General features: G+C 55.3%; 22 protein-coding genes and 1 tRNA gene. 8 read left to right on the top strand and 15 right to left on the bottom strand.

Going from position 1 to position 26,282, the window contains the following annotated elements; translation table 11 throughout:
* Window positions 1–15 precede the first annotated feature (15 nt).
* The 11 genes from ACFOSD_RS03595 to dctP form a co-directional block, all read right to left on the bottom strand.
* Entirely contained in the window at window positions 16–216 is a 201-nt protein-coding gene (locus ACFOSD_RS03595) for a DUF3037 domain-containing protein (protein ID WP_380693461.1), read from the bottom strand.
* Entirely contained in the window at window positions 213–911 is a 699-nt protein-coding gene (locus ACFOSD_RS03600) for a HipA family kinase (RefSeq protein ID WP_380693459.1), read from the bottom strand. The genes ACFOSD_RS03595 and ACFOSD_RS03600 overlap by 4 nt, the downstream gene beginning before the upstream one ends.
* A gap of 387 nt (window positions 912–1,298) precedes the next feature.
* A tRNA-Arg gene (locus ACFOSD_RS03605) sits at window positions 1,299–1,375 on the bottom strand.
* Between the two features lie 74 nt (window positions 1,376–1,449).
* A complete protein-coding gene (locus ACFOSD_RS03610; protein ID WP_380693457.1) occupies window positions 1,450–2,754 on the bottom strand; it encodes a TRAP transporter large permease in 1,305 nt (434 codons plus the stop codon).
* A complete protein-coding gene (locus ACFOSD_RS03615) occupies window positions 2,747–3,253 on the bottom strand; it encodes a TRAP transporter small permease (RefSeq protein WP_380693454.1) in 507 nt (168 codons plus the stop codon). The genes ACFOSD_RS03610 and ACFOSD_RS03615 overlap by 8 nt, the downstream gene beginning before the upstream one ends.
* Before the next feature lie 15 nt (window positions 3,254–3,268).
* Entirely contained in the window at window positions 3,269–4,261 is a 993-nt protein-coding gene (locus ACFOSD_RS03620) for a TRAP transporter substrate-binding protein (RefSeq protein WP_380693452.1), read from the bottom strand.
* A 438-nt stretch (window positions 4,262–4,699) separates the two neighbouring features.
* Window positions 4,700–5,572 (bottom strand): shikimate dehydrogenase family protein, encoded by an 873-nt coding sequence (locus tag ACFOSD_RS03625; RefSeq protein WP_380693450.1) that lies wholly within the window; start codon window positions 5,570–5,572, stop codon window positions 4,700–4,702.
* On the bottom strand, window positions 5,569–7,428 hold the full coding sequence (locus tag ACFOSD_RS03630; protein WP_380693448.1) for a bifunctional sugar phosphate isomerase/epimerase/4-hydroxyphenylpyruvate dioxygenase family protein: 1,860 nt from the start codon (window positions 7,426–7,428) through the stop codon (window positions 5,569–5,571). The genes ACFOSD_RS03625 and ACFOSD_RS03630 overlap by 4 nt, the downstream gene beginning before the upstream one ends.
* Window positions 7,429–7,438: 10 nt before the next feature.
* Window positions 7,439–8,704, bottom strand: coding sequence for a TRAP transporter large permease (locus ACFOSD_RS03635; RefSeq protein WP_380693446.1), 1,266 nt, complete (start codon window positions 8,702–8,704; stop codon window positions 7,439–7,441).
* Window positions 8,701–9,198, bottom strand: coding sequence for a TRAP transporter small permease (locus tag ACFOSD_RS03640; protein WP_380693444.1), 498 nt, complete (start codon window positions 9,196–9,198; stop codon window positions 8,701–8,703). Before ACFOSD_RS03640 ends, ACFOSD_RS03635 begins: the two co-directional genes overlap by 4 nt.
* Before the next feature lie 74 nt (window positions 9,199–9,272).
* Window positions 9,273–10,286, bottom strand: a complete 1,014-nt coding sequence (gene dctP / locus ACFOSD_RS03645) for a TRAP transporter substrate-binding protein DctP (protein WP_380693442.1) — start codon at window positions 10,284–10,286, stop codon at window positions 9,273–9,275.
* A gap of 199 nt (window positions 10,287–10,485) precedes the next feature.
* On the opposite strand from dctP, the gene ACFOSD_RS03650 reads away from it, so the two are divergent.
* Window positions 10,486–11,169 carry a TetR/AcrR family transcriptional regulator gene (locus ACFOSD_RS03650; protein ID WP_380693439.1) on the top strand — a complete coding sequence of 228 codons (684 nt, stop codon included), beginning with the start codon at window positions 10,486–10,488 and terminating at the stop codon, window positions 11,167–11,169.
* Window positions 11,170–11,181: 12 nt separating this feature from the next.
* Here the strand turns inward: ACFOSD_RS03650 and ACFOSD_RS03655 are convergent, their stop codons facing one another.
* Window positions 11,182–12,072, bottom strand: a complete 891-nt coding sequence (locus ACFOSD_RS03655) for a LysR family transcriptional regulator (protein WP_380693437.1) — start codon at window positions 12,070–12,072, stop codon at window positions 11,182–11,184.
* Window positions 12,073–12,173: 101 nt separating this feature from the next.
* On the opposite strand from ACFOSD_RS03655, the gene ACFOSD_RS03660 reads away from it, so the two are divergent.
* From ACFOSD_RS03660 to ACFOSD_RS03670, 3 genes are all read left to right on the top strand, one after another.
* Window positions 12,174–13,565 (top strand): NADH-quinone oxidoreductase subunit L, encoded by a 1,392-nt coding sequence (locus ACFOSD_RS03660; protein ID WP_380693435.1) that lies wholly within the window; start codon window positions 12,174–12,176, stop codon window positions 13,563–13,565.
* Window positions 13,562–16,003 (top strand): YbcC family protein, encoded by a 2,442-nt coding sequence (locus ACFOSD_RS03665; protein WP_380693433.1) that lies wholly within the window; start codon window positions 13,562–13,564, stop codon window positions 16,001–16,003. The genes ACFOSD_RS03660 and ACFOSD_RS03665 overlap by 4 nt, the downstream gene beginning before the upstream one ends.
* Before the next feature lie 131 nt (window positions 16,004–16,134).
* Window positions 16,135–16,896: a dienelactone hydrolase family protein gene (locus ACFOSD_RS03670; RefSeq protein WP_380693431.1), complete on the top strand. Its 762-nt coding sequence runs from the start codon at window positions 16,135–16,137 to the stop codon at window positions 16,894–16,896.
* Between the two features lie 56 nt (window positions 16,897–16,952).
* Here ACFOSD_RS03670 and ACFOSD_RS03675 read toward each other — a convergent pair whose 3' ends face one another.
* Window positions 16,953–17,711: an FCD domain-containing protein gene (locus tag ACFOSD_RS03675; protein WP_380693429.1), complete on the bottom strand. Its 759-nt coding sequence runs from the start codon at window positions 17,709–17,711 to the stop codon at window positions 16,953–16,955.
* Between the two features lie 145 nt (window positions 17,712–17,856).
* Between ACFOSD_RS03675 and ACFOSD_RS03680 the strand changes: the two genes are divergently transcribed.
* The 4 genes from ACFOSD_RS03680 to ACFOSD_RS03695 all read left to right on the top strand — a co-directional run bounded on the left by ACFOSD_RS03680 (window position 17,857) and on the right by ACFOSD_RS03695 (window position 23,960).
* A complete protein-coding gene (locus ACFOSD_RS03680; protein ID WP_380693426.1) occupies window positions 17,857–18,651 on the top strand; it encodes a (Fe-S)-binding protein in 795 nt (264 codons plus the stop codon).
* On the top strand, window positions 18,648–20,120 hold the full coding sequence (locus ACFOSD_RS03685; protein ID WP_380693424.1) for a LutB/LldF family L-lactate oxidation iron-sulfur protein: 1,473 nt from the start codon (window positions 18,648–18,650) through the stop codon (window positions 20,118–20,120). The genes ACFOSD_RS03680 and ACFOSD_RS03685 overlap by 4 nt, the downstream gene beginning before the upstream one ends.
* Window positions 20,117–20,767 carry a LutC/YkgG family protein gene (locus ACFOSD_RS03690; protein ID WP_380693422.1) on the top strand — a complete coding sequence of 217 codons (651 nt, stop codon included), beginning with the start codon at window positions 20,117–20,119 and terminating at the stop codon, window positions 20,765–20,767. The genes ACFOSD_RS03685 and ACFOSD_RS03690 overlap by 4 nt, the downstream gene beginning before the upstream one ends.
* Before the next feature lie 337 nt (window positions 20,768–21,104).
* Window positions 21,105–23,960, top strand: coding sequence for an FAD-binding and (Fe-S)-binding domain-containing protein (locus tag ACFOSD_RS03695; protein WP_380693421.1), 2,856 nt, complete (start codon window positions 21,105–21,107; stop codon window positions 23,958–23,960).
* A gap of 478 nt (window positions 23,961–24,438) precedes the next feature.
* Here ACFOSD_RS03695 and rho read toward each other — a convergent pair whose 3' ends face one another.
* Complete coding sequence (gene rho, locus ACFOSD_RS03700; RefSeq protein WP_380693419.1) at window positions 24,439–25,695, bottom strand: transcription termination factor Rho; 1,257 nt, start codon at window positions 25,693–25,695, stop codon at window positions 24,439–24,441.
* A gap of 223 nt (window positions 25,696–25,918) precedes the next feature.
* Window positions 25,919–26,245 carry a thioredoxin TrxA gene (gene trxA, locus ACFOSD_RS03705; RefSeq protein WP_380693416.1) on the bottom strand — a complete coding sequence of 109 codons (327 nt, stop codon included), beginning with the start codon at window positions 26,243–26,245 and terminating at the stop codon, window positions 25,919–25,921.
* Between the last annotated feature and the right edge of the window lie 37 nt (window positions 26,246–26,282).

Genomic DNA, 26,282 nt, shown 5'->3' on the forward strand with positions numbered 1-26,282 from the left:
CTGAATATTCCCGTTCTAGATCCTTGGCGAGCTGCTTATACAGACCCTTGGGCAGATTTTTAAAAAACGACTATAACGTGCATCGTTCGCTTCAAGCCGGAATAGAAACAGGTTGGACTTTGGTACCGCCATCACAATACCAATATTAGCGAACTCTTCGCTCTCAGCATAGGGCACAAATCGTACGACTGCGTAGCGACAAACTTGTTTTGTCATTCGTGCCTCCAAAATTCCGGTGAAGAGTGGCGACCCGTGTCAAGATTGGCGGGCAAATCTCTTTCAATGTTTTTCCAATTCCAAGCTTCTGGGACTCCTTCAAGTATGTCATCAAGTTTCGATTGAGCTCTATCCAGTAGTGCACTCAGTTCAGTCCGATTCACTAAGTCCTGTGTCCAGTAAGAACGGTGAGAATGAAAGATGTGAAGCGAAAAAAACACTCCGGCATCAAACTCTGAGTCAAAAGCTAGGTTATGGTCAATCAGTACAATAGACTGGTCTTCTGCTTTGATCAGCACATTCGTGTTCACGGTGGAACGATCCATATTTTGGATCCAGTAATCGAAGAGTAAAACCTTCGCGGCTAAACTGGGGTCAACCTGATGAGTTGTCGGGTTGTCCAGCCATCGCGGGGACCGAACTTCAACGGTAGCAAACGCAATGCCACAGCCTATTTCTTTCTGCTGTGCAGGTAACATTTCGTAAAGTTCTTCCGGAATGTCGACCAAATGAAACTCGGGAAAAGGCAGTTGAAGCTCTCGTGCCAAGTGCGCGCATACCCATTCTGCAACTTGGCTGTCTCTGCCACAGCAAAGACCCTTGACGTAGTAGAGTCGATCGTCGGTCCCGCGACATAGATAGACGTGGCTTTTACCTTGATCAGTTAAACCTATGACTTCGCTGATCGTAATCAAAATGAAAGCCCGCAATTAATATACACGGCTATGAACACTCATTATGCAAGCCCCTCTTTCAATACCAAGTGTACTAGATCGGATGTTAAGTCGACCATACAACTATACTCATCTCAGATCACACACTATATCTCCCTCTCGCAGGGGTTGCACTAACGGCATCCCAGCCGAGATTCATTTTCACTATCAAGCGTGCATAAAAAAACCTGCTCATGGCAGGTTCTTTAAATGGCGCGCCCGAGGATGGACTCGGGTACTTCCTGTACCCGCCCGCTGCGCGGCGCTTGGGCGGTCCAAAACGCTCCCGGCGTTTTGTCGAACCTAGCAGAGGTTCTCATTACCTCTCAAACGCGCATAAAAAAACCTGCTCATGGCAGGTTCTTTAAATGGCGCGCCCGAGAGGATTCGAACCTCTGACCTCTGCCTCCGGAGGGCAGCGCTCTATCCAGCTGAGCTACGGGCGCAAACACGGTGCGAAGTATACAGATTTGCCTAAGCAAGTCTACAAAAGCACTGCATTTCAAGGGGTTATGTTGTGTTATGTGATCATGGTGTTGGGTAAGAACAGTACCAACTGCGGGAACATCACAAACAGCAGGATCGCCAGTACCATCATCAACCAGAAGGGCGCTACGCCGAGGAAGATGTCGCCTAAAGGAACATTGGGCGCGACGGACTTAACGATGAACACGTTGATCCCTACCGGCGGGCTGATCAAACCCATTTCAAGGGTCAACACCACCAATACACCAAACCAGATCGGGTCAAAGCCTAAGCCAACGATCACCGGGAAGAAGATCGGCATGGTCAGTACCAGCATGGCAAAACCTTCCAAAAAGCAGCCTAACACCAAATAGGTCAGTAAGATCAGCAGCAAAATACCGTACGGGCCGACGTTTAAACCGGTCAGAAATTCTCCCACGGCGGTAGGAATATGGCTGAGCGCTAGAAAGGGGTTCAGCATGTGTGCGGCAATCAAAATCAACATCACCGTTGTGGTCGTAATAACTGCACCCCGGGTAGAACGCCACAACGCACTGGGGGTGAGCGAGCGGGTAAACAAACCGTACAACACCACCAGTCCGGCACCGACGGCAGCCGCCTCAACCGGTGAAAAAATCCCGGAATAAATACCACCAATGGTCAGCAGTATTACCACCGTTATCGGAATAGCGCCGGTCAGGCCACGGGCTTTTTCCGCCCAGGTGGTTTTTGGGCCTTGCGGGGCCAGTTCAGGTTTCAGCCAGGTCAGCCCCGTGATCATCAACACAAACAGGGCGGTCAGCACCAAGCCGGGGATGACACCGGCCAGAAAGAGCTTGCCGATGGACTGTTGCGTCAAGATCGCATACACCACAAAGCCGGTGGAGGGCGGAATCAATATTCCCAATGTGCCACCAGCGGCCACCGCACCGGTGGATAACCGACCGCTGTATTTGAAGCGCTCCATTTCACCGATCGACACCCGCCCCATGGTTAATGCCGAGGCAACAGATGACCCGCACAACGCAGAGAATCCGGCACAGCCCACCACGGTAGCGGACGCTAGACCGCCTTTGATGGAACCGATCATGGCGTAGGCCGCATCATATAGTTTTCGGCTCATACCGGTTTCGGTGGCGATATTACCCATCAGAATGAACAACGGAATCACCACCAATTCAGCGTTGGACACCACGGTGTAGGTTTCGCTGGCCAAAAGGTTCAGCGCATTCATGGGTGATGCGAGAATGGAAACACCGACAAAGCCCACGCCAAAAATGGCGAAGGCGACCGGAATTCGCAGCAGCAACAGCGCTAAAAGTACGACCACGCCCAGCGTGCCGATCCATTCGTTACTCATGTACAGCGCCCTCGTTGACCAGAGTTTCAGACACTTTCGGTGGCCGAGGCAATACCATCGACACCGCCGTCAGCAGTGAACACACAGCGATAAGGTATTGGAACGGGGCTTTGGGAATGTTCAAAATATTGGTGCCTAAATTCAGCAGTTTTGAAATAGACGCACTGTCGACCATTGCCCAGGCAATGCCGAAGAAGATTAACGCGCCCAGCCACCGCCCGATCAAATTCAGGGAACGGTTGAGCAGGAGTGAAAATTTGGGCTCCAGCAGGTCGACGGCAATGTTGGCATCTTGCCGGTCAACCATGGCGACCGCGCCAAAAATAATGATGATGAGCGCCACTTGCATGAGGTCTTGCGTACCTCGCAGCGGCGCATTGAGCAAGTTTCGGCCCGCCACATCAGCAAGAATGGCCATGACGATGGCCACCAACACGACACTGGCCATGATGGCGGCGATGTTGATGAGCCGGTCGAGCCAACGTCGAAGCATGAACATGGCGGGCCTACCCTATCAGTTACGCATGTCGTTCAACACTGCACGGGCTGCAGCGTCGGCGGTTTGACTGGTCAGGAAGTCATCAGCCACGGATTGGAACACCACCACTTCGGCTGCTGACAAATCAATGACCGTGTTGCGGTTGTCTGCACGTACCATTTCAAGCGTACGATCGGCCAGCGCATTCCACGTTTCTTCACCACTTTGCGACAGTACACGGCCGCTATGGCGATCGATGATGGCGCGATGTTCCGCTGAAAGGCTGTCGTACTTCCGTTGGTTCATGACCAAATAGAACAAGATGTTACCCAACGGGGCACCGATGGTGTAACTGTTGGCTACTTCATCCAGTTTAAAGTCGGTGATGGCACTGGCTCCGGTAATGATGCCGTCAATCAAGCCCGTTTGCAGAGCGTTGTACATTTCACCCGCAGCCATTTGTACGGGCGTACCGCCCATGGTGCGCACGAATTCACCCGCCACGGCACCGGACACGCGAATTTTCAAGCCACGCAGATCTTCCGGGCTACGCACTTCGCGGTCTTTCATGATAAACACGTTGGGTTCACTGACCCACAAGGCCAAGGGCTTGGTGCCGGGAAACTCGCCGCGTAAGCTGGTATCAAAGGCGTTCCAAATCATGTCATAACCGGTCATGCCTTCTGGAATGGCACCGGGCAATTCAACAATCATCGAACGACGGAATTGCGAGGATGTATAACCGGCCAGCCCCCAAGTGATGTCAGCCACGCCTTGCAACGCGCGCACATACTGCTCCATCGGGCCAGCACCCAGCTCACCACCGGGATACACACGCACGGTAAGCTCTCCGTTGGAATCGGCTTCGACGGCACGTTTAAAGGGTTCCACCACCGCAGAGGTGACGACATGCGCGGGCGGTACAAAGTGCGCCAGTTTTAATTCTTGCGCCTGTGCACTGCCCATTGTAACGGCCACACCAAGCGTCGTGAAAAGCGCCGCAAAACGGCTCCGGGATAAGATAGCCATGGTCAAACTCCTGCAATTGTTATCGTTGTAGAGCAAGTGGTCAGCACGCGCACGGATAGGTAAATCTCATTCACTATAGTAGGATTTGTTAAACTATGCTCTATGGATCCAAAGCTATCCATGGCAATGATTTAGGTCAATAAAAATAAGGTATTGGATCCCATTCTAGGCTCTTTACTCAAGGATAAGGAAAGGATGACGCAGGGTATGCAGACGCCCAGATAACCGCTGAGCGGTTGATATTACGCTGTCTATTTGATGCGCCGCTAAGGCAGAAAATCTACTGTTCCAATTGCAGCAACGTTTCGTCTTTATCGGTGAAATTGTTCCAACCATGTATAGGTTTCTGGTCAAGCTCCACAAAGGGTGCATGACCAGAAACCGTATTTGCGGCACGGAAGGTCATCAAGCCGCTACCGACAAATCATGGCAACACCATTAGGCACGTTTGGTCGCCGCGCCAATCAGCTCGGTAAAATAATGGGCGCGCAAATCCGGTACTCGATTTTCCAAGGCGGGGGAATGAATCCGTTCGCCGGCAAAGATGGCAAACGCATCCACGCCTTGGTAAACAAACAAATCGACCCCGAAGAGCAAACGCGCACCCGCTCGCTCGGCGGCGACCAGTAATTCTGTCCATGCGGGTATGTACACGGCATCAAACACCCACTGTCCACTGTGCAGTGCTGCGGTGGCGATCGGGCAGCCTGGGTGGTTGATGTGGCCCAACGGCGTGCAATTCACCACCCCTTGGTACGCCGCCAGTTCCGCTTCCGCCGCTTCTGGCGGACGTAGCTCGGCCACGATGCCCTCCGCCTGCAAGTCCGCACACAGAGCGTGGCCACGGGTTGCGTCTCGCTCTACGATATCCAAGGCAGTGACCTGCAAGGCACCCAATGCAAAGGCGACCGCGCGGCCGACACCACCTGCCCCCAGGAGCAGGACTTTGCCGGGCTTTTCGGCACCAAAGGCCGCACGGTAGCTGCGGATAAAGCCGCTGTAGTCCGTGTTTTCGGCACGAATACCCTGTTGCGTGAACACCAAGGTATTGGATGACCCGACCAGCCGTGCGCCCGCACTGATGTCATCCGCTAAACCCATGGCCTTCTCTTTAAAGGGAAAGGTCACGTTCGTGCCACGATAGCCCTGGTCTTTCAGATGATGCACCGCTTGCGCGAAATCAAAATCAGGCTGTTGCAGCGCATCCACCAAGTCGTACTCGGTGGGTACGTTCAACCATGCGCCCAAACGGCGATGTAAATCCGGCGATTTCGACTGTGCGATGCCTTCACCCACTAACGCTAACTTCATGTGGCGTTGCCTCCTGCCGTACTTAATTCAAGCGCCTGTTGTTGGGCTGCCGCGCGAACAAATGCATTCGGCGCACCGAGGCCTAAATAACCGTCGCGCTGCACCACTTCAAAGAAAAAGGATTGTTGTTCTGGCCTGATATACCGTTGGTGAAACTCTCCGCCTTCGTCTGCGTCGTACAGCACATCGTGCGAACGCATCCATTCCGTCACGGCGGGGTTTAGCCCGAACCGAGCCTGTACATCGCGGTAATAGTTCTGCGGAATACTCAGGCAAGGCACCTCTGCCGCGTCCAGAGCAGCGACGGTTGTGGCCATATCGGTCGTGCGCAAGGCAATATGCTGAACGCTGGACCCGCCCACGGTATGCAGGAATCGGTTGCTGCTGGTGTCGGGCGACATACTGGCGTTCAAGGCCAAACGGAACGGTCCTGGGTGTTGTCGGTTCTGCAGCACCTGGCTTTGAATGAGGCCGCGCGGGTCAGTCACGTCGAAGGAAGCCGAAGGCACCACATCAAACACCGCCCGGTATTGCAACATGAGCGAGAGATAGTCGTGATAGTTCATTGACAGACTGAGATGGTCTACCTCCACCAAGTGGCCTTCTGGCACCGCATCAAGCGCCACAAATTCCTGCGCCCATACCTGAGCAAGCTGTGCAGCGTCGACGATATAACCCAAGGATCCATCCGCATTGCGCAACGCCGTCATGCCATGCGTGGCCCCGACCGCTTCGGGTTTTAACAGGTCAAAACCCAATGCTGCTGCACGCTTAACGGCACCTTCCGCATGTTCAACCAGAACGCCAAAGGCACCCACATGGGTATGCTGACGCCCCGCCGGACGACCGGCAAAGTCCGCCTCCATATTGACCACAATATTCAATTGATTGACTGCCCAACGCTCGGCGGACAATGTGCGGTGCCTGCCGACGCAGGACAACCCCAGGGCGCGCAGATCTTGCCGTAGAACGTCGGCACGCTCAGGCCGGATATTGATTTCAACAAAGGCTACGCCGTCGATCGGCTGTGCGGCGGGCACCGTTTCCGGTTGCGCCATGCTGCGCAGCAGATGATAAGACCGCAATCCATCACGCGCGGTTTGCGCACTGTGGCCCATACGAAAGACGTCATTAAATATCTCGTGCGACAACGGGCCTTGATACGTCGTCGCCACCAAGCGCTGCATGAACTCGTCAAGGTTCAACTCACCCTGGCCGGGGAAGCAACGATAATGGCGACTCCAAGACAAATGATCCATCGACAACCGGGGCGCATCGGCGGTTTGCACGAGGAAAATGCGCTCGCCGGGAATATTCGCCATGCTGGTTAATTCCGTCTGCCGCGAAAAAATGTGGAAGGTGTCCAGCACCAGCCCTACCGCAGGGTGATTGGCTCGCCGTACCACTTCCCAACTGTCACGATAATCATGAATGTGCTTGCCCCAGGCCAACGCCTCAAAGGCAACGCGCATGCCACGGCGTGCCGCCCGCTCGCCCAGTTCGGCATAATCCGCGGCGGCGCGATCCAAGCCCGGCAAAGCATCGGGATGCAACGTACTGCAACACATCAACAAGTCGGTTCCCAGTTCGGCCATCAAATCAAACTTCTGTTCCGCCCGGTCGAATGCCTGTTGCCGGGCGGTGCCGGTCAGTCCTTCCAAATCTCTGAAGGGCTGCAATGTCACCAAAGTGAGGCCGTGGGCACGGATTAACTCACCCGCTTCTCGGGCGGAACCAGGAAACACGGTCAGATCATTCTCGAACAGCTCAACCCCGGCAAAACCGGCTTGCGCAATCGCGGTGATCTTCTCTTCGAGCGTGCCGCTCAACCCGACGGTGGCGATGGATGAATACATGGCAACCTCCTCAATATCCGGCCAAGCGAGGCAGGAAAGTCACCAAGCTTGGAACGAAGGTGATCAATAAAAGCACCATAATCTGAATGGCTAACATCGGCATGATGCGCCGTACGATCGGCGCTAGACCGGTACGTGCCACCGAATCGGCAACGAACAGACAAAGCCCAACGGGTGGCGTGATTAACCCCAGCATGAGGTTAAAGATCACCACAATCGCGAAGTGCAGTGGGTCAATACCCAAACCAACGGCAATGGGGTGCAGAATGGGCACCAAAACAAGAATGGCGGCGATACCTTCCAACATCAGTCCCACCACCAACAACAGCACCAAGATGACCAGCAAGAAGATGATTTGTGAGTCCACCGTGGCGAGCGCCCATTCGGTGATGATGTTGGGAATCCGGTTATACGTGAGCAACCAGTTGGCCGCCGCCACAGCCCCCATAATGATCATGATGACCGCGCTATCGACCATGGCGCGGCTGAAAATACGGGGCAGACGGCGCAGCGGAATGGAGCGATACACCCCCACGCCAACAATGAGGGCATAGGCGACGGCAAAGGCGGCCGCTTCCGTAGGTGTCACAATGCCCGCCAGAATGGAGCCGATCACGGCAAACGGCATGGCAACCGGCAGCAGGCCATTCAATACCGCTTTGCGCCGGGAGCCTGTGCGCCGCTCCCGCGAGGCATAGTGCGCGGCGGCAAACCACACATAAATGGACAACGCCAAAGCAATCAACAAGCCAGGAATCACCCCGGCCAAGAACAGCGCTGGTACGGATACGCCAGTCACCGTGAGGGCATAAATGATGACCGGAATGCTGGGCGGAATGATCGGCCCAATCACCGATGAGGCGGCGGTCAGTGCGGCTGCGAAATCCCGTGGGTAGCCTTCTTTCTCCATCTCGGGAATGAACACACGACCCAAGGTAGAGGTATCCGCAATCGCGGAACCGGACAACCCGGCAAACAACACCGAAGCCCAAATATTAACTTGCGCCAAACCGGCGCGCATACGCCCCACTAAGGCGTTCGCCAAGTCGATAATACGCTTGGTGATGCCCGCCTCATTCATCACCTCACCCGCCAGAATAAACAACGGAATGGCCAGCAGCGGAAAGGAATTCAAACCACCGAACATTTGCTGCGCCACAATACGAATGTGGTAGGGCATATCGCCTTGCAGCATAAAAACCAATAGGCCCCCTAAGATCACAAAGGCAAAGGGCACGCCCAACAGCAGAAGTAAAATAAACAGACCATACATCATGCCGGCGTCTCCTTGTCGTCAGAGGTCCAGCGATGTTTTGCCGCCATGATCAAACCGGATAAGGCCAGTAAGACACCACCCAGTACCATGGAGGACTGGAATACCCACAGGCGTAAGCCGGTACTGGCGCTGCGCATCCGACCCCGGGATTCGATGAATTCCCAGCCGGAATAAGCCAACCCAACGCCCACCAAAAACACGACCAAGTCAATCAACACCACATGCCAAACCTGCCAGCGTTTCGGGATCAACGAGGTAAACACGGAAAAACTGACATGGCGTTCCTGTAAATACGCTGCAGCGGTGCCCAACATCACGCCAAAAATCATCATGAACACAGCCATATCTGAGGCCCAGGTAATACCTCGGCCCAAGCCATAGCGCCCGACTGCGTTCAGAAAAACCAACACAAATACGGCCGCCATCGCCAGTCCGGCACCGAAGACACTCACGCCCAGCAAATACCGATGCACTCTGAGAATTAACGCACTCATCCGCTACATCCTGAAAATATGTGGAGGGAAAGCAGCGCCAGCGGGTTTGACCCACTGACGCCAAGCAGGTTGAATTACTGCGCTGCGGCTGCAGCGTCCACAGACGCTAACAGGCGATCGATCCACGCCGCATCACGTCCTAATTCATTTCGCAGGTAGGTCACCACGGCAGGCTGGGCAGCCGCACGGAACTCTGCCAATTGCTCGGGTGTAGGCTGAGTCACTTGCATACCACGCTCGGCCAGCTTGGATACACCATCAGCGGAGCCGAACTGCTGGATGGCGCGCCCAACAGTTCCGGCAATGCGCGCGGCACGGCGGAAGGCCGCTTGGTCGCTGGCGGAGAGACTCTGGAATTGATCGTCATTGATCAAAATATGGTCAACGCCGTACACGTGTCCGTCCAGGGTCAGGTATTTTTGGAACTCGTAGAAGTTATTGCCGTAAATCACGGAAATAGGATTCTCCTGCCCGTCCACCACACCGGTAGCCAATGCGGTAGGCACTTCACCCCAAGCAATACCCTGTGGCTCCGCGCCTAAACCACGCACCATTTCGAGGTACAGCGGTATGGTTTGCACCCGGAAGGACAAGCCACGCATGTCGGCAGGCGACGCGACAGGGCGCACCGAGTTGGTGAAATGGCGATATCCGGTTTCACCGTAAGCCAAGGTGCGTAAGCCGGTTTCGTCTAAACAATGCTCGGCCAGTGCGGTGCCAAACTCACCGTCCATAACATCCCACGCGATGGTGGATGTCGGGAAGGCGTAGGGGATATCCGTGACCGCAGCGGCGGCACAGAAGTTGGCATAAGCACCGGACACCATCACAATATTGATGGTGCCGTCTATGGCTCCATTGATCAGATCGTCTTCATTGCCTAATGAACCGGCCGGAAACAACTCTACGGAATGTTCAGTTTCCGCTTCGATCAGGTTTTTGAACACCAAAGCGGCCGCACCCTTCTTCGAGGACGTCCAATCGGCGGGATCTACATGGGCAAAGCGGAATGTTTCCGCAGATACAGTAGAGGTGGCAGCCAACATGGCTACCGCTAAGCTAGATGCTATCAGAGTGTTGCGAATCATGAGTGTATCCTCTTATTTTTGTCGTTATACCTTGGGCCGTTCCGTGCATGGAAGTAGACCTGTTATCATGGCGCGCGTCATGGTGTTTGAGCATCATGACAGTGGTTAAATACTAACCGGAATGACATAATGTACGAAATAGTACGTTCAGTCAATGAGCGTATTGTGGCTCCTCATTTATCAGCATCAGGATTCATTCATGACCACCGAGAGTACGCCCCGCCGCACCCGAGAGCGCTCTAGAAAAAACGACCCGGTTCGCGTGCAGGCAGATATCATGCGGGTTGCCACACAGGAATTCTCTGAGAAGGGCCTATCGGGGGCGCGTATCGATGAAATCGCCGAGAAGACAAAAACGTCCAAACGGATGATTTATTACTATTTTCAAGACAAAGAAACGCTCTACTTAAAGGCGTTGGAACGCTCCTACCATGAGGTGAGACAACAAGAATCCCAACTCGACTTAGACCACTTGGCCCCGATGGAAGCCTTAATTACGTTAGTGCGCTTCACGTTTGAACACCATATTCGCAATCCGGATTTTATTCGCATGGTCATGATTGAAAACATTCATCATGGCCGCTTCGTTGAACAGTCGGAGTTGATCCAGTCGATGAACGCTGGCGCAGTGAACGAATTAACGAAGGTGTATGAACGCGGCTTGGCGGAAGGTATTTTTCGCCCCGACTTGGAACCGATCGAACTGCACTGGCAGATCAGCGCGTTGTCGTTTTTCAATGTCTCGAACCGCTACACGTTTTCGCACATCTTCCGCTGGGATCAAGGTGATGCCGAAACCCAACAAAGTCTGAAAAATCACGTCACTGACATGGTGCTGCGTTATGTACTCAATGAAACGGGACTGCGAGCCTATACCGCCTGAGCTTCGACATCTCTAGTCTCGGTGAACCGGCATCGCTTTAAGCAGTTCGGCAATAACAGCGGCCGAAAACTTACGCGGTAAACGAATGGCATAGAAGTGCTCGAAGGTGTTAGATAAGCGTTGGTATTCGGCCAACAGACCTTGGTTAATTTCGTCTTTTACCACCACGGGGGGCAGCACGGCGATGGCGCCGCTGTCGCGCACGATCAGACGCATCATCGCCATGTCATCCACTTCCGCCTTCACCTTTGGGGTGAACTGATGGGTCGCGCATAAGGCATCAAAGGCGGAACGTATCTCAGTATGGCGGCTCGGTAAAATCCATTCATGATCGGCATAACCGGTTGGAAACGGTTGGCGTATCGTTTTTTCTGCGGGCCCCACAATTGCCACCGGCTGGCGATCCACCAGTTGAGTATGCCATGCCTGCCCTTGCCCTTCGGTGGTTACCGCACGGTTGGTCAGCACCAGATCAAATTCATGGCTACTCAAACCTTGCAGCAATTCCGTCATGCCTTGGGTTTTCAGGCTGAATTGCACGTCTGAACGCTGCAACAAAGGGCCAAGAAAACTATCGACAAAATTCCGCGATAAGTGTGTCAGAACACCAATGGACACGCGCTGTATCTCTGCATGCCCGCCCTGACGCAAAAATGACTCCAACTCTTCTCCCGTGGCGAAAATATCTTCCGCGTACGCCAGCACCCGTCGGCCCGCATCAGTGAGCACCAATCGTCGCCCCACACGATCAAACAACGTGGTGTTGGCGGCATGTTCTAACTGTTTGATTTGTGCCGATAGTGCCGATTGCGAGACATGAAGCTCATGCGCCGCTTGGGTGAGGTTACCCAAGACGGCGACTCGCCAAAAATAATAAAGATGGTGATAGTTCAGTCGATGCATGGCTCTTAATTAACCTAAACAGAACGTTTTATCAATTATTATGTATTTTTATTAACAACATTCACCGCCCATAATTCGCCCCATCAACAAGGGGAGGTGTTATGGAACCGTCGTTATGGGCTTTTGGGCCATTGAATTTGATTATGCTGGGCTTAGTGACCGTCATCGGCGGGGTGGTGTTGCATTTTTCGCGCGCCTATTTGGCGGGGGATGCTCAGGTGGGCCGCTACTACCGCTGGATGGTTCTTACCCTCGTAGCCGTCGCCGTTACCGTCACCGCAAACCATCTTTTCTTATTGCTCGCAGGCTGGGTAGCGATCAGCTTGGCGTTGCACCGTTTGCTGACCCACTACCCGGAGCGTCGGCGGGCGCAACTGGCGTCGCACAAAAAATTTCTGCTCGCGCGGGTGGCAGAGCTCACCCTGTTAACCAGCTTCTTGTTGATTTTGTCGCAACAGCAAACCCCTTACATCAGCGAAATCGTCGCGCATTATCGCGCCCTGCTCAGTGGTGAAATCAACGGCACGTTGTCCGTCGCGGAACAGGTAGCGGCGGTGGGTATTGCCGTGGCAGCGCTGATCAAATGTGCACAATTGCCCGTGCATGGCTGGTTGATGCAGGTTGTTGAAGCACCCACCCCGGTCAGTGCTCTGTTGCACGCCGGCATCATAAACCTCGGCGGTTTCCTGTTGTTGGTGTTTGCACCCTTGATTGCTATGGTGCCCGCCGCGCAATGGCTGATCCTTATCGTTGCGGGCCTAACCACCTTGGTCAGTGCCTTGGTGATGACCACCCGCATCAGTCAAAAAGTGCGGCTGGCTTGGTCTACCAGTGCGCAAATGGGTTTGATGCTGGTGGAATGCGCACTGGGCTTGTACGAACTGGCCCTGCTGCACTTGCTGTCGCACTCCGCCTACAAAGCCTATGCTTTTCTGAATTCCGGCCATGCAGTATGGGAAGACGTGCAGCATCGTTTGGCCCCTCGCACCACACCGCGTAAACGTGACTGGGCGACCGCACTGCCCATCGCCCTATTGATTGTACTGGGTGTGGTGTTCGCTACGCAGTATCACGGCCCAGTAAGCCCCTGGTTACTGCTGACCCTCGCCCTGGCTCTGCTGTTGGCCGAAAACGGCCGCCAACGCGGTTTTTCAGGCATCCGTTCCACCGTACTGGTGGTCCTCGGCTTGGCCGTGAGTTACGGCACCTTAAAGTCCTTGCTTGGGCAGTGGGTGGCGCTACCACATACGGTTTCACTGTACGCGGATCTTTGGGTGTCGGCCCTGATCATCGTCTTGTTCCTGTTGAGTGGCCTGCTGCGCTACCGCGCACACACGCCGGCGATGCAGAAATTGTCGGTATGGCTGTTTGCCGGTTTCTACCTTGATGAATGGTTCTCTCGCCTAACGCTGTTGATCTGGCCGTTGGAAACCGTACCGCACGATACACCATCTATTTCGCGCCCTGCGCACCCCGTGAAGGAGGTTGTATGAGCACTCAATTAGCGTCAAACCCTAACCAAATGATGGCAGCGCAATGGGCTGCGGTGCAAGATGCCACCGGCCGCATAGCGCCTACATGGCCACTCGACCAAATGATTGCCGTCAATCCCTACTGGATGCAGCGTGATCTTCCACTACGTGACGTTTCGGCCCGGTTGTCCGCGCTGGGCGGTGTACAGTGTTTGCTCCCAGCCGCAGAGTACGCACGCTTACGCGCCGACAAACGTATTGATCTGTCGGCGGTATCGGAAGCCGCGAGTCTGTTGCAGTGGGATGGGACCTTGGCGGAGCTGGAAGCTGTGCTGGTCGACTCCACCGATACGGCTGCCCAGACCGCGTGGCTGAGCATTGCGGCGCGCGCCGACCAGGAACGCAGTCCCTTTCGCATGCTGTGGCAAGACGAAGTCGTGCATCAGATCAGCCAGTTTTGTGCCGCCCACTATCAGACCCAGCGCCCGTTGTTGGGTCGCGGCCGGATATCCGACCAACTTGAACTGTATGCGCACTGGCTGGATGTCACCCAGCGCGACCTCGGCATCGGCATTCTATTAGCCGAGCCGGAGATCAACCGCACGCTGCGCGCCCTACCAGACTCACCAGCGGCCTTGATCCAAACCGCCATAGAAGAAATGGGCATTCGTGATGAGACCCTAGCAGACTACTGCCACGCCTTATTGCTGGACATCAATGGCTGGGCTTCCTACACCGCTTATTTAAGCTGGCAGGCTCAGCTCTATCAAGAAACACAGAACGACAGCCTGGACTTGCTGGCCATTCGCATGGCATGGGAGTTGACCATCTGGCGCCATCTGCGGGATCAGTACCCGGCGAAATTCCAACACCTCAAGGCAGCGTGGCAGCATGCGCAGCGTCATTTACCCGCCTTGTTGGCTGAGCACAAAGCACAACAAGCTGCCCTTTGGGTGTGGGCAACGGCCCTGGAACTCACTGAGCAACGTCGCCTGCAGTTGACCTTAACCAAGGCTGTGCCCGCGCCGGAGACTGCCCCCACGTTGCAAGCGGTGTTCTGTATTGATGTGCGTTCCGAAGTGTATCGCCGTGCGCTGGAAGCCCAAGATGCGCACATTCACACGCTGGGCTTTGCCGGTTTCTTTGGCCTTCCTATCGCTTACGAACCGGCATCTACGCCGCTTTCCCGGCCACAACTGCCCGGACTGCTGCGTCCGGTGATCAGCGTCGTCGCCACGACCAAGGACACAACCGGTTCGGCTGGCGACCGCAAAGAACGCCTCCAAACCAGCGCGCGCTGGCAAGACTGGAGCCGTGGCGCACCGTCATCCTTTTCGATGGTGGAAGCGGCAGGCTGGTGGTATGCCTTCAAGATGCTGAAAAACGCGTTGTTTCCGGGTCAGACACCGCACCCGGTGAATCAGCTCATGCAGACCGAGCAATGGACATTGCAGCGCGGTGAAGTATCGCTTTCCATTGCCGAGCAAGCCGATCTGGCACAGGGCATACTGCACGCCATGGGCATGACAACGTTCGCGCCACACGTTTTGTTGGTGGGTCACGGCAGTCATTCCACCAATAACCTGCATGCAGCGAGCCTGGATTGCGGAGCCTGTGGCGGGCAAAGTGGCGAGATCAATGTGCGCGTGCTGGCGCAACTGTTGAACAACACCGAGGTTCGCGCCGTGCTAACAGAACGCGGCCTAAACATCCCGGCGGAGACACAGTTCATTGCAGCGCTGCACAATACCACCACAGACGGCATCCAGTGTTTCGATGACGTTCCCGCGACGGTGCGCACGTGGCTTGATGATGCATCTCGGCTCGCTCGCCGGGAACGAGCCGCGCGGCTGGATCCAAAACTGGCCCAGCGTTCGGATGAGGACTTGGAGAAAGCCTTGCACAAACGAGCCAATGACTGGTCACAAGTCCGCCCAGAATGGGGTTTAGCCAATAACTCAGCGTTTATCATGGCACCACGCGCGTGGACGCGAAATGCCGATCTGCAAGGTCGGGTGTTTTTGCACGACTACCATGCGGCACAAGACCCTGAAGGGCAACTGCTCACTCAGTTGATGACGGCACCCATGGTGGTCACCAATTGGATCAACATGCAGTACAACGCGTCGGTGACCGATAATCTGAAATATGGCAGCGGCAACAAGGTGCTGCATAACGCCGTAGGCGGCAATATCGGTGTGTTCGAAGGCAATGGCGGAGACTTGCGGATTGGCCTGTCCATGCAATCCATCCATGATGGCACCCAGTGGCAACACATGGCACAGCGGCTTGCGGTTTATATCGCCGCACCGCGCGAGCGGATTGCAGAAATTGCGCAACGCGAAGCGGTGGTGCGTGACCTCGTGGACAATGACCAGCTCTACCTGTTTCACTGGGATCTCGACCGGGGCTTCGCGCGCTGGTACCAAGGAACGTGGCACGTGCCACTGGTGGGTTAATATTCAAACGGTGATTGGGCGGCCCCTTGCCCAATCACCGTTTTCTCTTCTGATCCTATTGGGATCCATTATTGGACCAACCTCGTAATCGTGTGGCAATCCCTATCCAACTTAGACATAGAGGACACCGCATGAAACTGACTCATATAATTACCGCCAGCCTCACCAGCGCTACCTTGCTGTTCAGTGCCGCCCACGCCAACATTGTTGGCGAACATTATGATTACCGGGTAGATGGTATGGACTATCGTGGCTATGTCGCCCACAACAGTGCGTTGCCAGAATCCAAGGGCACGGTATTGATCATTCATGACTGGGATGGCGTAAACGATTACGAACACCGCCGGGCCGAAATGCTCGCCGCCCAGGGCTATACCGCGTTTGCGATTGATCTCTTCGGCCGTGACCGCCAACCCACTTCGATGCAGGAAAACCAGCAACGTACCGGGGAACTCTATGCTGATCGGGACGAGTTTCGCACCCGCCTAATGGGTGCTTTGGCGGCTGCGGGCAACATTCCCGGTGCCACCGATAACATCGTGGTGCTGGGCTACTGCTTTGGTGGTGCTGCCGTTTTGGAAATGGCTCGCGCCGGTGCTGAGGTGAACGGTTTTGTCTCCTTCCATGGCGGTCTCGACCTTCCTGAAGGCCAAAATTACGACGATGTTGCCGCACCCGTACTGGTATTACACGGTTCAGCCGACCCCGTATCGGGCCTGACGGATGTAGCAGCGCTGTTGAATGGGTTACAAGCAGCAGGCGTAGAGCACAACGCGCAGATTTTTGGCGGCGCGCGGCACTCCTTCACCGTGTATGGCAGCCGTGATTATGACTTGGCGGCTGACACCGGCTCATGGAATGCCTTGTTAGGCTTTTTGAACGACAAGCTATAACACCTGACCCGGGGCATGGTCTTCGGGCCATGCCACCCTTTTGCTCGACCGTTGCTTTAGGAATGCGGCGTCATCGCCCTACGCAACGCCCGCTGCACGCGAGTTTGCGTCTTAGACAATTCCAACAACCCCTCCTCCACATACACCAAATGCTCATGCGACATTTTCTGCGCCTGCTCGGCGTCGCCTGCCAGAATCGCCTCCAGCAATGCTTTATGTTGTTTGTACAGTGTCTCGCGGGATTCTTTGCGTTCAAACAAACTGCGTAAATTGTCCACAATGCTGCGCTCCAGCATAGAGAACAACGCCCGCATGGAATGCAACAACACCACATTATGCGCGGCCGCGGCAATGGCGAGGTGAAAGGCCGCGTCGGCTTCGGCTTCTTTCACCGGGTCTTGAGCATCGTAGGTGGCAATGAGCGCATCAAAGCGTTGCTGCAACGCGGCGCGATCAGTTTCAGTCGAACGCAAAGCAGCGTAATAGGCCGACAAGCCCTCCAAGGCGTGCCGAAATTCCAGCAGGTCATACTGAAACTCCGGATGCGAGCCAAACAAATCCAGCATGGAATTGGCGAGTGTACCGCTAGGGTCAGCGTTCACATAGGTACCACCGCCTTGGCGGCTGGTCAGCATGCCACGCGCTGCCAAGGCCTGAATAGCCGCCCGCACCGTGGGCCGCGACACGCCAAACTGCTCGGCCAGAGCGCGTTCAGTTGGCAATTTATGCCCCGCCTTCAACACCCCTTCGAGAATCATGGTTTCCAACTGTTGGCGCACCACATCGGCCACGCGCGGTGCTTGAATGGGTTTCATTTGGACGCCCTCTGCATTCATAACATCATCAAACTGCACAAATAACAGGCAGCAAGATTGACAGTGATTTCGCTGCATAATACTCTTGCGCAAGATAAGTTGTAAATTGGTAATACCAATTTAATTCTACTTAATGATAACAACCATGACGACGACACCCATGACCACGAAGCTCTACCCCAGCAAACCGCAAAAGGTCTATTACTTCGGCACCTGCCTGATGGACATGTTCTACCCGGAAGCGGGCATGGCCGGTATTCAATTGCTGGAGCGTGAGGGCATAGAGGTGATATTCCCGCAGGGCCAAACCTGCTGTGGTCAACCGGCTTATACCTCGGGCTACCATGATCAGGCGCGCCAAGTGGCCGCTGCGCAGCTCGACCTATTCCAAGAGCCGTGGCCCATCGTGGTGCCGTCCGGTTCGTGCGGTAGTATGTTGCGTCATCATTACCCCACCTTGTTTGCGGGCACTGAGCAGGCGAAGCAGGCCGAAGCCATCGCCGAACGTACCTATGAACTGACCGAATTCTTGTTACACGTATGCCAGATTCAACTGCATGACCATGGCGAGCCGCTCACCATTGCGGTACACACAGCCTGTTCAGCGCGGCGGGAAATGGGTATTGGCGAAGCTGCACCGGCACTGTTGAGCCAGTTGGCGAACGTCACCATCGTGGAGCCGGTGCAGGTGAAAGAATGCTGTGGCTTTGGCGGCACCTTTGCCGTGCGTAACCCGGAGATTTCCGGCGCTATGGTCAGCGACAAAGTCGAGCACATTCTGCACGCAGGCGCACAACAGGTGATGTCCACCGATTGTGGTTGTTTGATGAACATCGTCGGCCACGCCGAAAAAGTACAGAAGCCGCTAACCGGCGCGCATCTGGCTGAGTTTATTTGGCAGCGCACACAATCAGGCGAGTCGCAGGAGGCGCAGTCATGAGCACCGCAGCGGATTCACTGAAAAAGGTTCAGCACTTCACGCCCGTAGGCGACTTCCACCAGCGCGCCCGCCATGCCATTGACGACCCGCAAATCCGCGCGAATTTCCGCAAGGCGATGGACGGCCTGATGAGCAAACGCAGCGCGGCCTTTGCCGACTGGGAATTAGAGCAACTGCGGGACTTGGGTGAACACATTCGCCAGCGCGCACTGAGCCGCCTGCCCGATTTATTAGAACAGTTAGAAGCCAACTGCCAGCGTAACGGCATTCAGGTGCATTGGGCGGAAGACGGTGCCGAGGCCTGCCGCATCATCACTGATATTTGCCTGGCCCAAGGCGCGCGCTCGGTGATCAAGGGTAAGTCCATGGTGTCGGAGGAAATGGAGCTGAACCACCATCTGGCGGAACACGGCATCGCAGCGCTGGAATCCGACCTTGGCGAATACATTGTGCAACTGGCCGACGAAACGCCCTCGCACATCATCATGCCCGCCATCCATAAAAATACCCATGAAATCTCGGAGCTGATGCACGAGAAAACCGGTACTGAACGCACGCATGATGTGGACTATTTGACCGCCGCCGCACGCCAGCAACTGCGTGAAAAATTCATGCAGGCCGACGTAGGAATTTCCGGCGTGAACTTCGCCGTGGCGGAAACCGGCACCCTGTGCTTGGTGGAGAACGAAGGCAATGGCCGCATGACCACTACCGTACCGCCGGTGCACATCGCGGTCACCGGCATTGAGAAAGTGGTCGAAAAACTGGAAGACGTTAGTGCCTTGCTGGCGCTGTTAACTCGCTCGGCCACCGGCCAGCACATCACCACCTATTTCAACATGATCACCGGCCCGCGTAAGCCCGACGAACGCGACGGTCCGCAAGCGGTGCATTTGGTATTGGTCGATAACGGCCGCTCGCGCATGTACCAAGACCCCGAACTGCGCCAAACCCTGCAATGCATTCGCTGCGGTGCGTGCATGAATCACTGCCCGGTGTATACGCGCGTCGGCGGCCACGCTTACGGCACGACCTACCCCGGGCCGATTGGCAAGATCGTTATGCCGCACTTGCAAGGCTTAACCGCCACACAAGACTTGCCCAGCGCCTCGACCCTCTGCGGCGCTTGTGGTGAAGTCTGCCCGGTGAAAATTCCTATTCCACAACTGCTGGTGCGTTTACGACGCGAAGCGGTAGACGGCGACCGCCTGCACCCTGGTGTCGTTGCAGGGCATGGGGCCAAACGACGCAAGACAGAAGCGCTAATTTGGTCGGCTTGGGCATGGCTGCACGCTCGCCCCGCCCTGTATCGCCTCGCCATCGGGCTGGGTAATCGGTTCCGCGCCTTACAACCGCGCCGTATCGGTGCCTGGACACGTTACCGCACCGCGCCCAAGCTGGCGGCCAAGAATTTGCACGCGCGGGTCGCCGCGCATCAGCAAGCAACAAAACAAGGTAGGCAACAATGAATGCTCGCACCGCTATTTTAGAACGCCTGCGCCAAGCCACACCGACACTGCCCGTTGAGCCCCCGGATTTCGCCGTACTCGAACGCCGCCAATGGAACGCCGATGAAAAGGTCGAGCTGTTTCAACGCATAATTGAATCCGTACATGGCGAAGTGCGCCGTACCACCAAAGCGAACTGGCTGGCGACTCTGCAAGATTGGCTCCGCGACGCTGGCATTGGCAGCCTACTCGCACCTGCGGGTACGCCACTGGGCGACGAGTTGCGCGCCGACTGGTCGAGCGACGGTCCAAAACTGGTCAGCTACGACCAGCCCATCGAGACGTGGCAAACGGAGTTGTTCAATGCGGTCGATGCGTCCATTACCTCTACACTGGGCGGCATCGCGGAAACGGGCAGTTTGATTCTGTGGCCGACACCGCAAGAGCCTCGACTGATGAGTTTGGTGCCGCCCATTCACATCGCCGTGCTGGATGCCGAACAGTTGCATTCGACGTTCTTGGATGTTTTGCGCAGCCCACAATGGCAGGCCGGTTTGCCAACCAATGCCTTATTGATCTCCGGTCCATCTAAAACTGCCGACATCGAGCAAACCCTAGCCTACGGAGTGCATGGCCCAGCGCGGTTGCTGATCCTAATTCGAAGCTAATTGGCATGCTACCAGCATGAACTTTCGCGGTGTGCCTCCGGCGCTCCACGGCAGGCCGGGAGTCGCGCCTCGAGGCACAACCGCTACGTTCATGCTCTACAACACCAGTTGCTATGCGCACATATAACTTAAAATGATTAGTCCAGCTACTGCTCTCGGACAGCTCAGGCTAATGAGAAAAGCAGGACACAGTTCCGGGTTCAAGGGCGTAGGGTGTATGTCTCAAGCCACGACTTTCGGCCTGCCGTGGAGTGGCGGAGACATACCCCGAAAGCCCGGAATAACCCGAAAACTCAATCCGCTACCGGATCTTTCAAGTTTTGAGGTAGAAATCGATATGAAACCGGCTTACCAACAGTTACTGAATGACTTGCGGCCACTGATTCCCGCTGACCGGCTAATCAGCGATGAATTACGCACCTTGGCTTATGGTACAGATGCCAGCTTCTACCGCCTCATTCCACAACTCGTGGTCCGCGTAGAAAGCGACTCCGAAGTCATTTTGGTGTTGAACACCTGCCGCCGCCACGGCCTACCCGTCACGTTTCGGGCAGCGGGTACCTCGCTGTCCGGCCAAGCCGTCACCGATTCCGTGCTTATTCAACTCGGCAATGGCTGGAACGGTCATGCCCTGTTGGATGACGGCGCGGCGATCCGCTTGCAGCCTGGGGTGATCGGCGCACGTGCGAACGCGGTGCTGGCACCATTCGGGCGCAAGATCGGCCCTGACCCGGCGTCCATTAACAGTTGCATGATCGGTGGTATCGCTGCTAACAATGCCTCCGGTATGTGCTGTGGAACGGCGCAAAACAGTTACCACACGGTACAGGACCTGTGCGTGATTTTTGCTGACGGCACCCGCCTCGACACCGCCGATCCACATTCCGTCAACGCCTTTCGAGCCAGCCATGCCGATCTCTTGCAGCGGCTTACCGAGTTAGGCGTACAGACCCGCGCCAACACCGAACTGGCGGAGCGGATTCGCCATAAATATCGGCTGAAAAACACCACCGGCTACAGCCTGAACGCTTTGGTTGACTTCACTGACCCCATCGACATTCTGAAACACCTGATGATCGGCTCTGAAGGCACCCTTGGCTTTATCAGCCACATCACCTACCACACGGTGCCGGACCCGGCCCACAAAGCCGCCGCGATGGTGTACTTCGCCAACATTCAAACCGCGTGTGAAGCGACCATGGCGCTGAAACCTACGCCGGTCTCTGCCGTGGAATTACTCGACCGCGCGGCGTTGCGTTCTGTCGAAACCATGCCCGGCATGCCCGCTGAGCTGCGCGAACTGCCCGATGGTGCAACCGCGCTGCTGATCGACGTACGCGGCACCGACCCCGATGCACTGGCCGCCAACGTGCAACAGGTGCTCGCCGCCATGGCCCACATTCCAGTGCTGCAACCCGCTGAATTCACCCGCGAGCGCAAAACTTACGACCTGTATTGGAAGGTACGCAAAGGCACGTTTCCAGCCGTCGGTGCCGAGCGGGTGATTGGCACCACAGTAATCATCGAAGACGTGGCCTTCCCGATTGAACGCTTGGCCGATGGCGTGCTGGCGCTGCAAGCCTTGTTGCAAAAATACCATTACGACGAAGCCATTCTTTTTGGCCACGCGCTCGAAGGCAATCTGCATTTTGTGTTCACCCAAGGCTTCGACGACCCCGCCGAAGTGCAACGCTACGAAGCCTTTATGGGCGATGTGGCGCAACTGGTGGCGGTGGAATACGGTGGTTCGTTGAAGGCCGAGCACGGCACCGGGCGTAATATGGCCCCCTTCGTGGAACTCGAATGGGGATCGGAAGCGTACGGCCTGATGAAGGCGATTAAGCACGCCTTCGACCCACTGAATTTGCTGAACCCCGACGTGATTCTGTCCGACAACCCCAAGCTGCACGTCGAAAATCTGAAGCCGTTGCCGCCCGCGCACGACTTGGTGGACAAGTGTATTGAATGTGGCTTTTGCGAATCCGTTTGCCCGTCGCGTCGACTTACCCTTACGCCGCGCCAACGCATTGTCCTGTGGCGTGAAATCCAGCGCTTAGCCAGCACCGGCAGCCAACCGGAACGCTTGCGCACGCTGCGCAAAGAGTTTGCGTACGCAGGACTCGACACCTGCGCGGGCGACGGCTTATGTGCTACGCAGTGTCCGGTCGGCATCAACACCGGCGAGTTAGTACGCCACTTGCGCGCCGAGCATCAAGGCGGCATGCCGAAAGCCATGAGCAAGCAGCTTGCCTTGCACTTCGCCGGTACAACGCGAGCCGTACGAGTCAGCCTGCGTACCGCACATTTCGTCCAATCGGCCTTGGGCACACCCGCGATGCAGGCGCTCACTCGTGTCGCCAAACCACTCAGTGGCGGCATGGTCGCGCATTGGTCACCCAACATGCCGCGTGCCGTCGGCAGTGCCACGCATGAACGGATTACGCGCCACAGCACGGCAAACATATCCACTGCCGATGCCGACAGCGTGGTGTACCTGCCCGCCTGTGTTACCCGCAGTTTGGGCGCTTCACTCAGCGCCGCCGACGTGCGCAGTGTGCCGGATGTTATGCTCGACCTGCTGCACAAAGCCGGTTTTAGCGTCATTATTCCAAGCGGCATAGACGGGCTGTGTTGTGGCATGCCGTTCAACTCCAAAGGCCTGTTTGACGCTGCCACACAAAAACGTAACGAGCTGCTGGAGGCTCTGAACACCGCCAGCGACCACGGACGTTACCCTATTGTGTGTGACACCAGCCCTTGCACCCAGTTTTTGCGTGAAACCGCCCAAGGCTGCGCGTTGAACATTCTAGAGCCGGTCAGCTTTGTGCGCCAACACGTGCTGCCGCGCTTAAACATCACCCAAAAGAGTGAGCGGATTGCCCTGCACATCACCTGCTCTGCCACCCGCATGGGGCTCGCTGATGACATGCTCGCCCTCGCCCAAGCCTGCGCCGACGACGTCATCATACCCGCCTCTATTACCTGCTGCGGTTTCGCGGGCGACAAAGGCTTCAGTACACCCGAGCTTAATGCCTCAGCATTGCAGGACTTGAAAGCGGAAGTGAAAGGCTGCACACGCGGGTTTTCTAATAGCAGGACGTGCGAAATTGGCCTGAGTGAGCACTCGGGACTGGACTATCAATCAATCTTGTATTTGGTGGATGAGGTGACAGCGAGTAGAGAGGGCGTTTAAATCAAACAATGATCATTATGACCTGAGCTGACTGATCACAAGAGGATGTCCACTGGAGCAGTTCGCAGTAAGTTTACTCGTTGTGGAATGATGATCAACAGGGCGTAGGGCGTGTGCCTCAAGGCGCGACTTTCGGCCTGCCGTGGAGCGCCGGAGGCACACCCCGAAAGCCCTGTAGATGACGCTTCCAGGGTGCACTTCCGTGTGCACCCGTAAATCGCTTCCGAAGCATGCTTCGCATGGCCCGTTGGGCCAGCGCGGGAAAGAGTCTTGCATGGCATCCCTGCGGGGGCTTCCAGGGTGCACTTCCGTGTGCACCCGTAAATCGCTTGCGAAGCATGCTTCGCATGGCCCTTTGGGCCAGCGCGGGAAAGAGTCTTGCATGGCATCCCTGCGGGGGCTTCCAGGGCGCACTTCCGTGTGCACCCGTAAATCGCTTGCGAAGCATGCTTCGCATGGCCCCTTGGGCCACCGCGATTTACCCCTTCATTGAGTCGAAGAACTCGTTGTTGGTTTTTGAGCCTTTCAGCTTATCCAACAAGAACTCAACCGCTTGGTTGTCGTCCATTTCCGACAACAACTTGCGCAATATCCACAAACGCTGCAAATCAGCCGGTTTAACCAAGCGCTCTTCACGGCGTGTGCCGCTGCGCCGAATATTGATCGCCGGGAAGGTACGTTTTTCAGCAATCTTACGATCCAAATGCACTTCCATGTTGCCCGTGCCTTTGAATTCTTCGTAAATCACTTCGTCCATTTTAGAGCCGGTATCCACCAAGGCCGTGGCAATAATGGTCAGCGAGCCACCTTCTTCAAGATTACGAGCAGCACCGAAGAAACGCTTAGGGCGTTCCAATGCATGTGCATCCACACCACCGGTTAATACCTTGCCGGATGAAGGCACGACGGTGTTATAAGCACGCGCTAAACGGGTAATGGAGTCCAGCAGGATCACCACATCACGCTTGTGTTCGGTCAAGCGTTTGGCTTTTTCGATGACCATTTCAGCCACCTGAACGTGCCGCGATGGCGGTTCATCGAACGTAGAGGCAACCACTTCACCGCGCACCGAGCGCTGCATTTCGGTCACTTCTTCTGGACGTTCGTCGATCAGTAAAACAATCAAATCGACTTCTGGAGAATTCTTAACAATGGCCTGTGCGATGTGCTGCAGCATTAAGGTCTTACCGGCTTTCGGCGGCGCGACGATCAAACCGCGTTGGCCTTTACCGATAGGCGATACCAGATCCAATATACGGCCGGTCAAATCTTCTGTTGAGCCGTTACCGGCTTCTAACGTGAGGCGCTCATCGGGGAATAAAGGCGTGAGGTTTTCAAAGAGAATTTTGTTGCGTGAGGTTTCGTTATCTTCACCGTTGATGGTGTCTATTTTTAATAACGCAAAATAACGCTCACCTTCTTTCGGCGGGCGTATTTTTCCAGCGATGGTGTCGCCGGTACGCAAGTTAAAGCGCCGAATTTGGCTAGGCGAGACATATATGTCGTCTGGCCCAGCTAAATAAGAACTGGTGGCTGAGCGCAAGAAGCCAAAGCCATCTTGCAGGATCTCTAAAACCCCTTCACCGTAGATATCTTCGCCGCTTTTCGCATGCCGCTTTAGAATGGTAAAAATCAGGTCTTGCTTGCGCGTGCGCGTTACATTTTCAAGACCCATGCCTTGGGCGATTTCTAGTAACTCGGGAACCGGTTTGGTTTTAAGATCACTCAGATTCATAGGAAAGACGTTTGTATGTTGATAAAAAAGATTATGAAGTAAGGAAGTTGTTCTCAGATGGGAGACGCAGGATCGGCGGGATCCTCGGACAACTATAGAGACAAAGCATAAAGCTGTCTATAGCGAAATTTTAAAAACCTTAGAAACAACGTTGGTAGTATAAAACGTGCACCGCCGCAAACTCGAAGGGTTCACGACGGTGATGATCACAGGCGCAATATCTTTACAGACTGCTATCAATAAACTCGATCAATTGTGACTTCGACAAGGCACCGACTTTGGTCGCCGCGACATTGCCATTTTTGAAGATCATCAATGTTGGAATACCACGAATGCCATATTTTGGTGGTGTGGCTTGGTTTTCATCGATGTTCAATTTCGCCACGATCAATTTATCGGCGTATTCTTCGGCCACCTCTTCCAGTACGGGGGCAATCATTTTGCAAGGACCGCACCATTCCGCCCAATAATCGACCAATACTGGCTTGTCAGACTCCAGCACAGCACTGCCAAATGAGTCGTCCGATACGTTTACGATTTGGTCACTCATAAATTTGTTCCAGTCAGAGATTGTGTGAACCCGGCAA

Origin of the sequence: Salinispirillum marinum (genome assembly GCF_042650105.1) — a bacterium.
GTDB classification, from domain to species: domain Bacteria; phylum Pseudomonadota; class Gammaproteobacteria; order Pseudomonadales; family Natronospirillaceae; genus Salinispirillum; species Salinispirillum marinum.